Origin of the sequence: Synechococcus sp. CBW1108, from assembly GCF_015840335.1 — a bacterium.
Classification (GTDB): domain Bacteria; phylum Cyanobacteriota; class Cyanobacteriia; order PCC-6307; family Cyanobiaceae; genus Cyanobium_A.
The window spans coordinates 561,342-575,909 of record NZ_CP060395.1 but is presented as its reverse complement, the minus strand read 5'-3'; the positions used below and the strand labels follow the sequence as shown (position 1 = coordinate 575,909).

Sequence of the window (14,568 nt, the reverse complement as noted above, 5' to 3'; positions counted from 1 at the left end):
TGTCGGGCTTGCCTGTGTCAGGCGGTTCTGGTTGATGTCCATGGGCGCAGGAATTCCTCCAGTTGCACTTCGCCTGGAGCGGACCAGAACCATCTAGTGCTCATCAACGATTTCAACGTCTTCTGGCCCTGCTTCTGTCCAGACCAAGCAGAGCCTGAGCTGGTGGTTGACGCGGATGTAGTGCTGCTGCTGGCCCTGGTGTCCGACGACAATCAGGTCAAGGCTCAGGCGGTGATCGATGCCTGCACGCATGCCACCATCACCACCCGCGTGCAGTTCGCGCCGCTCAGCCCCGCAGAGATCGAGGCCTACGTGGCCACCGGAGAGCCGCTCCAATGCGCTGGCGGCTTTACTTTGGAGGGGCGCAGTGGTGGGCTGGTGGAACGGATTGAGGGCTGTTTTTCGAATGTGATCGGCCTTAGCTTTCCGCTGCTGCACTGTTGGATGGCCCAGATTCCTGCATGAGGCAACCTTCCACCACGGCTTTTTATCCAGTTGTTCAGAGTTCCAGCTTTGAACATTGGCGCGCTTGCCTGCAGCAGGTGATGGGCGACTGCCGCGTCAGCTGCTTGGATCACGATCGAGATGTGTTTCAGGCCAGCATCCAAGTGGCGGCGGCTGGGCCGCTAACCCTGGTGGAGCTGCGCGGAGAGGGTGGTGGCTTGGAGTTGCTGCGGCGTCAGAACCCGGACATGGCGGTGCTCTGGATTCCGGAACTCGGTTGCATGCTCGAGCGCCAGGCCGACTGTCCTGATGAGTTGATCACCAGCCCGGGTCAGGCCCTTTGGATTGCACCCGGTGCAGAACTGCATGGGCTGAGCTCAGCCAACACCAGTGGTGTTTCCATCATCGTGCCTGTGACGGTGCTGGAAGGGTTGGGTGATCAAGGCGGAGAGACTGCCGTGCTCGATCCCTTTCGCACCAACCGCCAGCCCACGGTCGTGGCCCTGCTGCGCCAAGCACGTGAGTTTATTGATGAGGCGCGTCTGCATCCCCATTGGCTGGATCACAGTGCCGGTGCTTTCTGGCAGGCCTTGATCAATCATCGGCTGGCAGCCGGCTCTGCGTCTCTGATCCCACCACACGATGACCTCACCAACCGCTTCCTGGAATTGGTGCAAAGCCAGCTCACGGAGGAACCTCAACCTCGATTCGCCTTAGGCAAACTTGCACTGGATCTGCACTGTTCAGCGCGAACGCTACAGACCCGGTTACGCTCAGATCTTGATGCCTCACCCCGTGAGGTGTGGACGGCTCTCCTAAACCAGCACCGGTTTAATAGCTGATGCTGGTTCGATCGGACTAGCTTCGGCTGATCAGCAAATCACCAGCGCAGCTTGAGCCCCCCGCCGTAGCTGAGCTCGTTGCCATTGATAGTTCCGGATCCCTTGAGTCTTCCAGCTTGTTCGATGGTTGTATTGGATTGGATGGAGCCATTGATTTCAAGTGTTCCTGACTTGACTGTTGTTAAGCCCGAATACGTGTTGGACCCATTCAGGCGAATGGCTCCGCCCGTGCTGCCTGAATCTGCAATGAGTAGGTTGCCTGGGATGCCATTGGCTGCGTCTGTGAAGGCCCCGCTGAACGTGGCGGTGTTGCCAGCGGAGTCGATTTGATTGGTGTTGGAGTTGTCGACGGTGAAGTCCAGGGAGTAGGTGGGGTTTGTTTCGTCAATCGTGAGGGTTCCGCCTTTGGATGCTGCCACTAGCGTTTTCCCTAGATTGCTGCTCTTGTTATTGGCGTTTCCTGTATCGACATTCCCTGAGCTGATGATAGGGGCTGCTTCAAGTGCCACGTCAACGTGTCGTTGATCAGCTTGCTAATGTTGAAAATGCTGTAAAGCGTTAGTTTTGGTGTGCTGTATGTCACTTGCGATCGCTGCGCGTTGATCCTTTCGACGAGTCCGTTTGTCGATTGAAATGATGTAAAGCTGGCCGCAAAAGCTTTGTTGCTGCCACTGGGTGTGAAGTAAAACTCCTCGCCGCTATCGGGCCCGCTGATCAGTTTCCCCTTGAGGACGCTGGTTGCGTAATCATAGTTGTTCCACCACTTTTGTTTCTCAAGCAGCGTTTTGTATTGGTTGTAGGATCCTGTTGTTGTGGTGATGGTGATTGACCGGTCTTGTGCCTCTCCCGGTGGTCTGTACAAGATTTCGTATTGATCGGCTCCTGCTGGCATGGCGAGCGCAGCAATGAGCACAGGAGTTAGGGAGAGTGCTCTCTGCATTGATGACTTGATTTGGACTTCTTGTTGTTTGATTTTAAAGAGAGAACGAGGCTTGCAACTGAGTCTTGCGTTGTCTCATGAATTGGAAGGCTTCGGTCTTCGCTATCTCGTGAGCTGCTGTTTGCACGCCATCCGTCCATGAAGTGGCCCTTGCAGCTTGATAGCTGCTCAGGGCTTGGCGCAACCTCTTGGATAGGGAAGCCGCGCATGTTTGCCCACGCAGATGCTGTTGAGCCCACCGACTTCATTGAGGGAGCTGAAGCCGTATTCCTTCAGTCCCCACATTGTTCCCGAAGTAATCTCGCGCATCTCTAATCCACCTGATGGGTCACGGGCCTGGCTGATCGGTACCCACTGAAAGATCGGTTGATCACCGTGGGCGAACTACACCTTCAAGCTGTTGGGGATGTTGCCCATTGCGCTAACGGCGCACCAGGAGGGGTAGCCATTGATGGTGCAGGGGGTCTTGTAGTGGCTGCTTCTGACAGCGGGTGCTTCATCCCGTTGTGCATGGGCCGCTGCTGAGATCACCACCATCCCAACCACGATGAGTGCCCGGCACAGCTTGGTGGCATTGCGGTGGGTGTTCGTCATGGCTCGGAGGGCCTGGGCCCAGGCAGCTCTTGGATCCGCTCCATCTCAGCATCAACGCCGCACGGCGGTGCTTAGCGGATCGTGTTGCATCAGATCAGCGCAGCACTGTTGCCATCGCCGCTTGGCCGTGGCTATGGCCTGGATAGTGCTCAAGATCCCCTCCAATGAAGTCTGTTGCGCTGTTGATGGCTGGAAGCCTCCTGGTTGGTAGTGGCTTCAGAATGCATGCCTCGGCCATGGAGCCGATTGTGCTGGCCACCACCACACCAGAGGTGCAGCAGCCTGTGGCTCAAGAACAGAACCACCTGCAGGCCGCGTCATCGGAGATGCGCCAGGGCGTCACGCGTGATGGCGATCTGCCGCTGGAATTCAAGAAGCCCACAGGCCCGAAGGCTCATCACGTGATCAATCTGAGCTTTTAGGCGTTTCATCACTCAGCCCCAGCAGCTGCTGCACGGTTTGAAGAATCTTGCGGCTGCTGCTGGCCACGCGTTCGAGGTCTTGCAGCGTGCTGAGCAATAAGGGCTGGCTCTGTTGCAGGAGTTGCTGAGCCTGGCGGGAGGTTTGCTCGGCGCTGCTGCCGGTTGAACGCAGCTGTTGCAGTGTCTGCCGCAGCTGAGGTGTGGTGATTGCCGTTTCCCGTTCTAGCGTGGAGGCCAGCTTGTTGATCCCGCGAAGGGTGGCGGGGATCTCATGGCTGGTGAGGCTCGTTGTGTTTTTGAGCGTCGCCAGCAGTTCGGTTTGCGTGTCGATCAAGCGATGCATCAGGTTGTTGATCGCTACGGGTTGCACATAGGGCAAGGTGCGCTCTGCCAATTTGGCGCCAGGTTCAGTGGCCTGTGGATCCGCGCTGATGATCACGAAGTGATCACCCACAACGCCTTCTTGGCCAAGGCTGGCCATGCTTTTGGGGCCAATCAGATCAGCATGCTGTTCTTGCACCCGCAGGGTGACTTTCACCTTGGCATTGGGTTCGAGCTGTAGGGCCAGCACCTTGCCCACGGGGATGCCTGAAATGCGCACGTCCTGCCCGGAACGCAGCCCTTCGGCATTGCTGCTCAACAGATGCAACAACACCCAGCGTGTGCCCCATTGCTGTTCGCGTGCCATCCCCACCACCAACGCAACTGCCAGCACCAGGCCGGAACCCAAGAACACATAGCGCTCGCGGAGGCTGTTCGGGGGGATGGTGGGACTCATTGCGGGCTTGCGCTTAGGTGCAAGGGATCGATCACGCTGATCCATAGCAATTTGAGTGATAGCAGCAAGAGAAATCCTTCGGCGAGCTGATCGCTCACCAAGAGGCCTGGATCCTGGCCGCGCAGCAGAGCACGCCGGCTACGCCATTGGCACCACCCACTCATTGCGGCAAGAAACACGCCTGCCCGCAGGCACGAGCGGGCTACATCCGGCAGCAGAACTCCATAGAGCAGATCACGAAATTCACCCACCAGATCGCTACGCGGCGTTCCCAGCACCCCGCCACACATCGCGGCTGCCAGAAACAGCAACTGGAGCAGAGCGCCCGCAAGACCTGCCGCTGCGAGCCGCTCAACGCGGTAGGCGTCTCCCACGACTTGAAGACGCTGGATCCAACGGGGCAGGAGCAGTGCCAGCGCAAACAGCGCCACCATCATGGGCCCCACCAGCTGCAGCACTAGCAGGATTAATAACTCCAGGCTGAAGCGGCTGGTTTGTGCCAGTGGCCCGCTGGCCAGCTGCACAATTCCAAGACCCACCACGAAGCCGGCGACAATCACAGGACCACCGCAACGCTCGCCATAGCGCTCAGCCAGCTTGGCCATCGCGGAGAGGCTCTGAAGGCCAGCCATCGCTTTCATGATTCCCTTGATCATTCCGTGATGTGCGTGCACCAGGCACGGCTTACCGCGAGGGCCAGGGCACGCACGGTTGGCTACTCAATTGCGCTGTGGCCGATGAAGCCGATGTGACGTCCCAGGTCGCTCTTACTGGAAAAGAGTATTGAGCAGGTTGCCGAGGGCATTGCCCACAGCGGCATCGCGGTTGCTAGTGGTGTTGCGGTTGGAATTCTCTTGGGTGGCCACCAGCTTGTAGTTGCTGAAGCGGAAGATACCGGTGTTGCCGTGGTCGATGAAGGTCACCGGCCAGGTGCCACCAAAACCATCACGAGTCTGGAAGCCCCCACCCACTTGCTGGAAGGTGTAGGTGTTGCCGTTCTGAAGTTGCATCTCGTAGCGGTTCTGGCCGCCCTGGCTCACCTGCTTGAGTAGGCAGGGGCCGTCGTAGACGCGTTGGCTACCGCGGCTGAGGCTGCAAAGCCCTGTATCTCGGCTCACCTGGGCCTGGCCGGGCCTGGTGCTGGAGCCGAACAGCTGATTGGTGAGTCCGGCTGCCACGTTGCGTTCACCCCATCCGTCGTTCCAGCAGGTGCGCTTGGCCACGCTGCAGGCCTGGCCAGTGCTCAGGCGGAAGTCGCGGCTGCTGGTTTGGCTGAGGTTTTTGGACAGATGGTTGGCGGCCTTCTTGCCGTACACCTCTGAGGTGATCCCGATGGAGGGCCCGTAGCTATCGTAGCAGGTTTTGCCAACCGAGTCGCACACCACGCCAGGACGCGGGTAGCTGAGGCTGGCGGGTTGGGCGAGGGCGGCGCTGCTGATCACCAAAGGGAGGGCTGCTGCCAGGGTCAGCGTGTGTCGGCGCATGGCGAGCAGATCCTTGAGGTGATTGGCAAACCCTAGTGAGCAAGAGTTTGGTTGTCTTGTCTCCTGCTGAGTCTTGCGCTGACAATCCTGGTTGGTGTCATCACAATGACGCCAACCAGGATCTTGATTACCCAGCTCGCTCCGCGCACCGCGAGCCTGGGCCGTAGACTGGTACGCACATACCAGTTCAGTCATGGCGCGCAACGTCATCCAGTTCCAGAAAGGCCTTTCACTGCCTGACTTCCAGCGGCTCTACGGCACCGAGGTGCAATGTGAGGCTGCTTTGGAGAAGGCGCGCTGGCCCGGTGGGTTCCGCTGTCCCCGCTGCAATGGCCATGAGCATGGGCTGGTCTATGGCCGCAGGCTCAAGCGCTATCAGTGCCGCAGCTGCGGCCATCAGGCCACGCTCACGGCTGGCACGATCATGCAGGCCACGAAATTGCCTCTGACCACCTGGTTTCTGGCCTTTTACATGATCGGGCAGGCCAAAACAGGGATCTCCTCGCTGGAGCTCAGCCGCCACCTGGGCGTGAACTACGACACCGCCTGGCTGCTGCACCACAAGATTCTGCGGGCGATGGCTGATCGGGAGGAGGCTTACCTGCTGCGGGGAAAAGTCCAGATCGATGATTCCTACCTCGGCGGAGAACTGCCGGGCGGCAAGGCAGGTCGGGGTTCAGAGAACAAGATCCCCATCGTCGCGGCCGTCTCCTTGAATGAGGCGGGCCGGCTGATTCACGCCAGGATCACAGCCGTGAGTGGCTTCAGCTCAGAGGCCATCGCTGAGTGGGCCAAGCGCCATCTGGCGCCCGGCAGTCAGGTGCTCTCCGATGGCCTGGCCTGCTTTCGTGCCGTGACCACGGCAGGCTGCAGCCATCACGCCATCGTCACCGGTGGGAAGCACCCAAACGACTTGCCGCAGTTCCGTTGGATCAACACCGTGCTGGGCAACCTCAAGACCGGCTTCAACGGCACCTTCCACGCTTTCAATTTCGACAAGTACGCCAGGCGCTACCTGGGCGGCTTCTGCTTCCGGTTCAACCGGCGCTTCTCGATGGTTGCGATGACTGATCGCATTGCCAATGCGGTCTGTTGCTGCATGCCCTGCACGGAGCGGGATCTCAGGGTTGCGGAGGCTTGTCCGCCGACAATGAAGTTGGCCGGTCGGCGACAAGCTCGTTGGCCGGTGGGGTGAGTGCTGGAGACCCTGGTGCCGATGCGCAGGGACCAGGTGATGCCGGCACCACTGACAAGCCACCAACGCAATCTGTTCATGACGAAACGACGAGGCGGCAGCAGCCAGGAGGCTGCTGCCGCGGCGGCGGGCATCTCAGTGCGCAGTGCTCGCCGGATTGAATGCAATCAGCTGCAGCCGCGGGCGAACCAGCCCCGTGGCCGCACCCGCCCCGATCCGCTGGTAGGGGTATGGGAGGAGGAGCTGGTGCCGTTGCTGCAGCGCTCACCCGCGCTGACGCCGATCACGCTCCTGGAGCATCTGCAGCAGCAGAAACCTGATGTGGACTGGATTCCGCTACAGCGCACCCTGCAGCGCCGGGTGCGGGAGTGGAAGGCACTGCACGGCCCGGCGCCGGAGGTGATCTTCCCTTTGAGCTATGAGCCTGGCGAAATTGCCTTCTGTGACTTCACCCAGCTCAAGGGGGTGGAGGTGACGATCGCCGGCCAGGTGTTCCCCCATCTGCTGTTCCACTACCGCCTGGCCTGGAGCGGCTGGAGCTATGCGCAGGTGGTCCAGGGCGGCGAGAGTTTTGCAGCCCTCTCCGAGGGTCTGCAGAACGCTCTGGCTGCCTGCGGCGGGGTGCCAGGTGAACTGCGCACCGACCGGTTATCAGCAGCGTGCCGTAACCGCAACGGCAGTTTCAGCTCCGACATCACCCGCCGTTATCACGCCCTCTGCAGCCACTACAGCCTGGCCTACAGCCGCAACAACCTGGGGGTGGCGCATGAGAACGGCCGTGTGGAGAGTCCCCATGGCCATCTCAAGCGGCGGATCGAGCAGGCGTTGCTGCTGCGCGGCAGCAGTGATTTCGAGTCGCTGGCTGAATACCAGGCTTTTCTGGCCGCGGTGATTGACCAGTACAACAGGCCGCGCCTGATCCGGCTGGAGCAGGAGCAGGCGGCGCTGCGGCCACTACCGCGGTTTCGTTTTGCCGACTACGACATTGAACAGCTCACGGTGCGGCGCACCAGCACGATCGAGGTACGCAGAGTCGTGTATTCGGTGCCGCCGCGGCTGATCGACCAGCGGCTGACGGTGCGGATCTTCCACGACCGGCTGCAGCTGCTTCTGGGCCGGCAGATCGCCTGCGAACTGGAGCGGCGCCACGGCGGTGTCGAGCGTCATGGGCGGGCGTGGAGCATCGATCTGGAGCACCTGATCGATGCGCTCAGGCGAAAACCCCGGGCATTGCTGCACTGCAGTTACCAGCGGGAGCTGTTCCCCGATGAGCGCTGGTGGCAGCTGTGGCAGCAGCTGCGCAATGGCGGTGACCGTGACGCCGCCGCCCGATTGATGGTCGAGGCGCTGTATGTGGGCTGCCGCCTGGCGGGCTACGAGCCAGTGCTGGTTTGGCTCGAGAAGGCCCATCAACGGCAGGGGCTGTCGCTGGCGGCGCTGCAGCAACGCTTCCGGCTGCCGCCCCATCGCCCCCACCCGCCGCAACGCATTTCCCAACACACGCTGCAGAGCTATGACGACCTCCTTGCCCTCCATCCCGCGGCCCCAGGCGGCGGAAGCCGCCCTGCCGATCCTGCTGCGACAGCTGCGGTTGGCATGGATCCGCTGCCACTGGCAGAGCATCGCCTCGCAGGCTGAGGGCGAGGGCTGGAGCCCCAGTCAGTTTCTCTATGCCCTGTGCGAGCAGGAAATGGAGCAACGCCAGCAGGCCCGCCAGCACCGGCTGCTGCGCGCGGCCCAGCTGCCCTGGAGCAAAGCGCTGGCGGACTACGACCATGGCGGCCGGATCGAGGCGCACCGATGGCAGGAACTGGAGGCCTTGAGCCGCCAGAGCGAGTGGCTGCAGCGGGGCGAGAACGTGCTGCTGTTCGGCCCCAGCGGTGTGGGCAAGACGCACCTGGCGGTCGGCATCGCCTTGGCGCAGATCGGCCTGGATCAGGCCTGCCGCTTCTATCCCGCCACGAGCCTGGTGCAGGAGCTGCAGAAGGCCCGCGCCGAATACAACCTGCCGGCAGCGCTGGAGCGGCTGGATCGCTACCCGCTGCTGCTGATCGATGACATTGGCTATGTGCGGCGGGATGAACAGGAGAGCAGCGTGCTGTTTGAGCTGATCTGCCACCGCTACGAGCGCCGATCGCTGCTGATCACCGCCAATCAGCCGTTCACCGCCTGGGATGAGATCTTCCCCAGCAGCTCAATGACCGTGGCGGCGGTGGACCGGCTGGTGCACCACTGCCACATCGTCGAGATCAGCGGCGACAGCCACCGCCGCGCCCAAGCAAGCCGGCGCAGCGGCAGCAAATAGCCACAGCAGCCGTAGAGAAGCGGAGAACAGCCCGGGAGATTGTCGTCCGGCGACAACCTGGTGCCGATGGTGCCAGACCCCGGCGGGGAGCTCCGCGCTGCCGGCGGACTGTGCGGTCCGCCGGCTCGTGCGCTCCAGGGCAAGGCTCAGCAGAGGTCTCGGCGCCTAACCGGCCAACGTGGTTGTCGCCTGGTGCCGATCAGAGGAAGTCAGTGCTGGCAATGGCTCGGACTGATGTGTGGCTCAGTTTTCGTGTCGCCTCCAGCGTCATCGCCCCCCAGTTGTCGCCGGCGACAACTGGGGGGCGATCAGTTCCCCTCACCGGCCAACTTGATTGACGCCAATCGGCCAAGGGGGTTGACGCGGGACAATCGGTGCGGAAGCTGTCGTAGAAGCGCCAACTGAGTATCTGCTCACGTAGCAGCATCACCTCCGGTTGTTGATCAGGATCAAAGCCGCGTTGAAACAGTGATTGATCGGGATGGTGTTGAGGCCCTGAGCTGCTGAGCACAGCCCTGGGGTGGAATCCCTCGCCCGCCCAGATCCATTCCCCTTTGAGCTGGGGATCAAGGGCAAAGGCGCTCTGTCGTTCCTGTGGGTAACCCAGTTCCACGGCATAGGAGAAGGGCTCGGCCGCAAACCCCAGCCGCAGCCGCACCGCCTGTTGGCGCGGACCTCCTTGAACGGGCTGCTCGCCTTGGCGCATCGCCCGGCTGAGGCGCTCCGGTCCAGCCCACATCACGGCTGGCAGGCCTCCCTCCTGGGCCAACGCTCCCACCATCGTTCCTCGAGCTGCGGCTGTGAGCAATCGCAGGGCCCGGTAGAGGTTCGATTTGCCACTACCGTTGGCGCCGGTGACCAGCGTGAGCTGGCCGAAGGGCACGACCACGTTCTGCAGAGAGCGATAGCCGCTCACGGCGAGACGGTGAATCATCGCGTTTGTTCAGCCTGCACCCTCATCATTCCCTTCTGCTCACACGTTGTCCTCTGGCTGCAGGATCGATCGCAAGGGCCATGCAAGCCACCACTTCCTCGTGCCTGAGATTGTGCGCGCATTGGGCATCAGCAAGGTAGCCGTTGACCAGCTGCGCCGTTTGAAAGATTGAATCATTGATTGCTGAGCAGGGGAATGCTCAAAACATTCCCCTGCAGCTCTCACCAGCGCAGCTTGAGCCCCCGCCATAGCTGAGCTCGTTGCCATTGCTCCAGAAGGCACCACCCACGCCGGCATAGAGGGAAAGGGTTTCAGAGGTTTCGTACTCGAGTGAGAGGCCTACATCAAGGGCATTGGCACCACGGTTCTGACCGAGCACATCAATGGAGCCAAGAGCCGGCACTTCGGCGAAGGAAGCGGTGAGCTGGTGCTCCTCGTTGGAATCACCGTTGAAGTCGCACTCGTAGCCGAGGGAGAGGCGCGGGATCAGGCGTGATGTTTTGCCAGTGACGATTGGCGTCTCGATCTGGAAGCCGATGCCGTAGATGAGGGAATCGGCGGTGTGTGAGTTGAGGGCCAGGTTGAGGGAGTCAGCGCCGGTTCCCGAGAACGCTCCTTGGTTGTGGAGGGCGTAGGAGAAGAAGGTGTTGGGCTTGATGCGCACAGCGGAGCGGCTGGTTTTGTCGGAGGAGAGCACCCAGTCGTATTCGGCTGCCAGAGCTGCGGTAAAGCCATTGCCGCTCCAGTTGGCATTGGCGGTGCGGTTGATCCCCCCGAAGTTGATGTTGCGGTCTGATTCGTACTGGAGGTTCATGTAACCGGCCAGCGCCGTGAACTTCCAGCTCTCGGATGGGCGATAGATGCCCCATGCAGCACCGGAGTAGGTGGAGGATTCGATGCGAACGTCGGCGTATTCGTAGTTGTAGAGGTTGGCACGCCCGTAGCCAAAGGCAGCACCAGCACTCCAGTTGCGATTGAAGTCGTACTGGAGGCCGTAGGAGCTGGAGAAGATGTTGTAGTCGAGGGAAGCGAGATCGTTGGTGCCTTTGAGGGTGGCTTGGGTGTTGGTGCCATCGATCAGGAGCGACCAGGGCGTGAGCCTTTGAACGGTGCGCGGCTTGCAATCGGGCTGGAGCTGCTGGGCTCCATCGGCACGGGGCTCGACGTTGCCATCAACAGTGCAGACCTCTTCTTCTGCAATGAAGGGAATGGCCTTGGTGCCAGAGGTGAGGGCGAGTGTGTTGGCACGAAACTGCTCCATCGCTTCCAGGGCCACCGATTGCATGGAGGCGTAGGGCTCAGCGGAGATGGAGTGGAGGGCTTGGTTGAGCTGTTGCCGGGTGGGAACAGCAAACAGCGCAGCGATCACATTGGCGAAGTCAGGCGTGACGAGCGCTGCACTGGTTTGATTGGTGGTGTAGCCGGTTGTGCCGATTGCCTTGCCACCCGTTACACCAGATGTGACAGCTGCACTGACAGAAGCCCAGCCTGCATCGAGTGCCTTGGCAATAGCCACTGTGTTGTTGTTATTGCCAGAAGCCCCTGTGCCAGGCTTGTTCTGCTGCTGACAAGCCGATGCAGAACCACCGTTGCTGGTGCAGGTGTTGGTGTTGGAGTTGGGATTGCCGGATGAAGCTGTTGTAATTGCCCCACCAGTGTTCTTGACGTTGGCAATGGTTTCCTTTCCGGGCAGCTTGGTGGTATTCGGATTTAGTGGTTGACTGGTTGTGGGATCATTCATTACCCAGGCGAATTGCAGCTTCGTGCAATTCTTTTGAATATTGGGATCCGAGCTGGTGCAGGTGGCGTAGTAGTTGGGATCGATTTTGCCAAAGAGTTTGTCTGTTTCGCGCGCGAAGGTGAAACCAGATGATCCAATAACATTAAGACTGGTTGTCAGGCCAATTTCACCTCCAGTTGAATCGGCACCGGTAACGTCAATAGCGGTATAGATCTTGTTGGCAGAGATGGGTGCACCTTGATAGGAGCTGATGTTCAGCTTGCCTCCCAGGAGTGCAACACGGTTAGGGCCTGTGATCTTCAGCAGGTCAGAGTCTGATCCGTTGACATCGATATTGAGGCTGGCGCTGGGATTTGATATACCCTGGATGTAATCACCATCCACGGTGAGCGTGCCGATACCATTGTCGCCCGGGGATACATTGCCTTCATTCCATACGTTTGCCGTGATCACACCATCGCCACTAACCTGGCCGGTTGATGTGATGGAAAGATTGCCGTTTGCCACATCTAATGCGAAAGGATTAGTTGTATATCGCTTTAGCTTAAAGTCCTTTGAGTTGATTTTGGCCCTTCCCTCGATCTGTAGGTCGGGCGAGGTGGCTGCTCGTTGTTGTGTTGTTGCTGAGCGAAGAAGCACGGATGAAGTGTTGGTGAAGGTTGTTTCGCCGGACCCCCGCAATGTGATTGGCTTGTAATATTTTCCAAAATCGTCAAAATGACTAATTGAGTTTGATGAGCCGTCAAGTCGACCTGCGATCAATGAGTCTCGGTCGATTTCAATGACTGTGGGTGCTAGGAGTTTAATCGTGGAATCTCTAGATCCGTCAATTCTTCCGGCCTTGATATTTAGGGACTCCTGAAAAAGCCAAATCGACTGCAGCGCAGCTTGTTTCAGCGATCTAAATTTGATAAACTGGGCTCGTTCAGGGCAATTGACGATTGCTACAACTGCTGAGCACTGCAGATGTACCAGAAACGCCATAACGGGCAGCTCTCAATCGAGGATTTCCATCTGCCTTTTGGCGGCACGTTGGACACGGACAATCGCTGGGTAATCTTCTCCTCCCTGATGCCATGGGAAGAGTAGGAGGAATCATATGCACCTCAGTTCAATCCCACCACTGGCGCCCCAGCAAAGCCTGTACGGCTGGCATTTGGTGCGCTGTTCATCAAGCAGCGGCTTGGTCTGACCGACGAGGAGACCGTTGAGCAGATCCGAGAAAACGCTTACATGCAGTATTTCCTTGGCTATGCCGGCTATTCCAGCAAGGCACCATTCGACCCATCAATGATGGTTCATTTCCGCAAGCGTTTCTCCGAAGAGGAGCTCACCCGGATCAATGAACTCATTGCCGAGCGGGGCAAGGCCATGCTGATGGAGGTTGTGGCGTCACAACAAGATGACGACGACACTAACGATCCAAGTGCCTATGCTGACAACCAGCTCTCACTTGACGACTTTGTGAAGCCGGCCGATTGGCCAGAAGGCAAGAATTGGGGAACACTCAGCATTGACGCCTCGTGCACACCAGCCGACATTACCTATCCAACTGATTTGAAGTTGCTCAACGAAGCGAGGGAGTCGACCGAACGGATCATCGACGATCTCTGCGAACAGAATTCAGACCTACGGAAACACAGTCCCCGATATGACCGTGGCAAGGCGCGTGCCAATTTCCTCAGGGTTGCTAAGCAGAAAAAGCCGCGTCGCCGCAAAATCAAAGCCACGATACGACGCCAGCTGGACTATCTGCAGCGGAATCTTGATGCTATTGATGCCCTGATCCACTCCGGGGCAATGCTTTCGGGCTTGAAGACCCATTGGTGGCAGAAGCTCCTCGTGATCAGCGAGCTGCACCGCCAGCAAAGCATCCTGCTGTACTCGAAAACGCGCAGCATGCCCGATCGTATCGTGAACTTGGTTCAGCGACACGTTCGGCCCATGGTTCGTGGTAAAACGAGAGCTGCTGTTGAGTTTGGCGCCAAAATTAGTGTTTCTGTGCGAAATGGCTTTGCCTTCCTGCACAGGATCAGCTGGGATCCATACAACGAATCCGAAGACTTAATTCCACAGGCCATGAAATACAAGCAAGAGCATGGCTGCTACCCCGAGCGAATCTGCGCTGATCGAATCTACATCAATACCAAGAACCGAAACTTCTGCACTCGGAACGATATACGGTTCTCTGGTAAGCGATTGGGGAGGCCGCCGAAGAATCCAGAGATCAGTGCTGCTCACAAGCAGCAGCTAAGCGCTGACCAGCGGAGGCGAAATGAAGTGGAGGGATGCTTTGGATCAGGGAAGAGGAAGTATTCACTGGACTTGATTATGGCTCGGCTGAGCAAAGGTGCAGAGAACTCAATCTCCATGGCCTTTGTGGTGATGTGCGCAGAGAAGATCCGGAGGCTCCTCCGCCTCTTTTTTATCACTATTTTTGCCTGGTTATGTACCTGGAAATGGCCAGGTAGTCTCTGGATGGGGCTCAGGAACATTTGGCAGCTTGAAACAAACCAATCACTGGCCACTGGATAACCGTGCGTTTGGGCTGCCTACGCCCTGCTATTTGGCTGCGATCGGATCCAGGTTGCGGTTCTTTTTTCAGGAGTCCCTTTTTACTTCCAAGGATGATGGGAGAGGGGCCGCTGCCGTGGATGACTCACTGACGAATAGTAGTCCAGAGTTAATATTAAAATCGTTCGTAACGGTTAGTCGCTGGCTTGGGTCTACTGGGGCGAATTGAAAGGATGCTTGCCATGGGATTTGCGCGTTAATAATTAGGTTATTGGTTGAGTAAGTATTTTTCGCATATACGGCTCCAAAGTTGTTAATGGTGGTGTTGCCACTGACTATTGTATTTCCAAGGAAGATGGCTTGAGCCGCCGGTAC

General features: G+C 58.9%; 12 protein-coding genes and 2 pseudogenes. 7 read left to right on the top strand and 7 right to left on the bottom strand.

Features of this window, described 5'->3' with window-relative positions; translation table 11 throughout:
- Positions 1-252 precede the first annotated feature (252 nt).
- Both H8F27_RS03030 and H8F27_RS03025 read left to right on the top strand, forming a co-directional pair.
- A pseudogene (locus H8F27_RS03030) lies at positions 253-465 on the top strand (Maf family protein); the annotation flags it as partial.
- On the top strand, positions 462-1,286 hold the full coding sequence (locus H8F27_RS03025) for a hypothetical protein (RefSeq protein ID WP_197151148.1): 825 nt from the start codon (positions 462-464) through the stop codon (positions 1,284-1,286). The pseudogene H8F27_RS03030 and the gene H8F27_RS03025, both read left to right, overlap by 4 nt.
- Positions 1,287-1,324: 38 nt before the next feature.
- Here H8F27_RS03025 and H8F27_RS03020 read toward each other — a convergent pair whose 3' ends face one another.
- Complete coding sequence (locus H8F27_RS03020) at positions 1,325-1,795, bottom strand: hypothetical protein (RefSeq protein WP_197151147.1); 471 nt, start codon at positions 1,793-1,795, stop codon at positions 1,325-1,327.
- 815 nt (positions 1,796-2,610) lie between these two features.
- Positions 2,611-2,820, bottom strand: coding sequence for a hypothetical protein (locus tag H8F27_RS03015; protein ID WP_197151146.1), 210 nt, complete (start codon positions 2,818-2,820; stop codon positions 2,611-2,613).
- 221 nt (positions 2,821-3,041) lie between these two features.
- Here H8F27_RS03015 and H8F27_RS03010 point away from each other — a divergent pair, with 221 nt between their 5' ends.
- The gene (locus tag H8F27_RS03010) at positions 3,042-3,242 is read left to right on the top strand and encodes a hypothetical protein (RefSeq protein WP_197151144.1); all 201 of its coding nucleotides are present in this window, start codon (positions 3,042-3,044) and stop codon (positions 3,240-3,242) included.
- On the opposite strand, the gene H8F27_RS03005 is transcribed toward H8F27_RS03010, so the two are convergent.
- The 3 genes from H8F27_RS03005 to H8F27_RS02995 form a co-directional block, all read right to left on the bottom strand.
- Positions 3,226-4,020, bottom strand: a complete 795-nt coding sequence (locus H8F27_RS03005) for an MlaD family protein (protein ID WP_197151142.1) — start codon at positions 4,018-4,020, stop codon at positions 3,226-3,228. The two genes, H8F27_RS03010 and H8F27_RS03005, sit on opposite strands and share 17 nt — an antisense overlap.
- Complete coding sequence (locus tag H8F27_RS03000) at positions 4,017-4,625, bottom strand: hypothetical protein (protein WP_197151140.1); 609 nt, start codon at positions 4,623-4,625, stop codon at positions 4,017-4,019. The genes H8F27_RS03005 and H8F27_RS03000 overlap by 4 nt, the downstream gene beginning before the upstream one ends.
- A gap of 162 nt (positions 4,626-4,787) precedes the next feature.
- Positions 4,788-5,504, bottom strand: a complete 717-nt coding sequence (locus tag H8F27_RS02995) for a YcgJ family protein (protein ID WP_197151139.1) — start codon at positions 5,502-5,504, stop codon at positions 4,788-4,790.
- A 193-nt stretch (positions 5,505-5,697) separates the two neighbouring features.
- Here H8F27_RS02995 and H8F27_RS02990 point away from each other — a divergent pair, with 193 nt between their 5' ends.
- Genes H8F27_RS02990 through istB form a run of 3 tightly spaced genes read left to right on the top strand, consistent with a single transcriptional unit; the run spans position 5,698 to position 9,004 of the window.
- Positions 5,698-6,699, top strand: coding sequence for an IS1595 family transposase (locus H8F27_RS02990; RefSeq protein ID WP_197151137.1), 1,002 nt, complete (start codon positions 5,698-5,700; stop codon positions 6,697-6,699).
- The gene (istA, locus tag H8F27_RS17425; RefSeq protein WP_231596227.1) at positions 6,700-8,337 is read left to right on the top strand and encodes an IS21 family transposase; all 1,638 of its coding nucleotides are present in this window, start codon (positions 6,700-6,702) and stop codon (positions 8,335-8,337) included. It abuts the gene before it with no gap.
- Positions 8,291-9,004, top strand: a complete 714-nt coding sequence (istB, locus tag H8F27_RS02985) for an IS21-like element helper ATPase IstB (protein ID WP_231596186.1) — start codon at positions 8,291-8,293, stop codon at positions 9,002-9,004. The genes istA and istB overlap by 47 nt, the downstream gene beginning before the upstream one ends.
- Positions 9,005-9,203: 199 nt before the next feature.
- Here the strand turns inward: istB and H8F27_RS02980 are convergent, their stop codons facing one another.
- Both H8F27_RS02980 and H8F27_RS02975 read right to left on the bottom strand, forming a co-directional pair.
- Complete coding sequence (locus tag H8F27_RS02980) at positions 9,204-9,938, bottom strand: AAA family ATPase (protein ID WP_197151136.1); 735 nt, start codon at positions 9,936-9,938, stop codon at positions 9,204-9,206.
- 199 nt (positions 9,939-10,137) lie between these two features.
- On the bottom strand, positions 10,138-12,663 hold the full coding sequence (locus tag H8F27_RS02975) for an autotransporter domain-containing protein (RefSeq protein ID WP_197151134.1): 2,526 nt from the start codon (positions 12,661-12,663) through the stop codon (positions 10,138-10,140).
- Positions 12,664-12,780: 117 nt separating this feature from the next.
- Here H8F27_RS02975 and H8F27_RS02970 point away from each other — a divergent pair.
- Positions 12,781-14,214 (top strand): annotated as a pseudogene (locus tag H8F27_RS02970) (IS5 family transposase); the annotation flags it as partial.
- Positions 14,215-14,568: the final 354 nt, after the last annotated feature.

Excerpts from the sequence above, each read along its gene's own strand:
- H8F27_RS02995 (WP_197151139.1), bottom strand. The coding sequence starts at position 5,504 with ATGCGCCGACACACGCTGACCCTGGCAGCAGCCCTCCCTTTGGTGATC.
- H8F27_RS03025 (WP_197151148.1), top strand. The coding sequence starts at position 462 with ATGAGGCAACCTTCCACCACGGCTTTTTATCCAGTTGTTCAGAGTTCC.
- H8F27_RS03000 (WP_197151140.1), bottom strand. The coding sequence starts at position 4,625 with ATGGCCAAGCTGGCTGAGCGCTATGGCGAGCGTTGCGGTGGTCCTGTG.
- H8F27_RS03005 (WP_197151142.1), bottom strand. The coding sequence starts at position 4,020 with ATGAGTCCCACCATCCCCCCGAACAGCCTCCGCGAGCGCTATGTGTTC.
- H8F27_RS02980 (WP_197151136.1), bottom strand. The coding sequence starts at position 9,938 with ATGATTCACCGTCTCGCCGTGAGCGGCTATCGCTCTCTGCAGAACGTG.
- H8F27_RS02975 (WP_197151134.1), bottom strand. The coding sequence starts at position 12,663 with ATGGCGTTTCTGGTACATCTGCAGTGCTCAGCAGTTGTAGCAATCGTC.
- H8F27_RS03010 (WP_197151144.1), top strand. The coding sequence starts at position 3,042 with ATGCATGCCTCGGCCATGGAGCCGATTGTGCTGGCCACCACCACACCA.
- H8F27_RS03015 (WP_197151146.1), bottom strand. The coding sequence starts at position 2,820 with ATGACGAACACCCACCGCAATGCCACCAAGCTGTGCCGGGCACTCATC.
- H8F27_RS02990 (WP_197151137.1), top strand. The coding sequence starts at position 5,698 with ATGGCGCGCAACGTCATCCAGTTCCAGAAAGGCCTTTCACTGCCTGAC.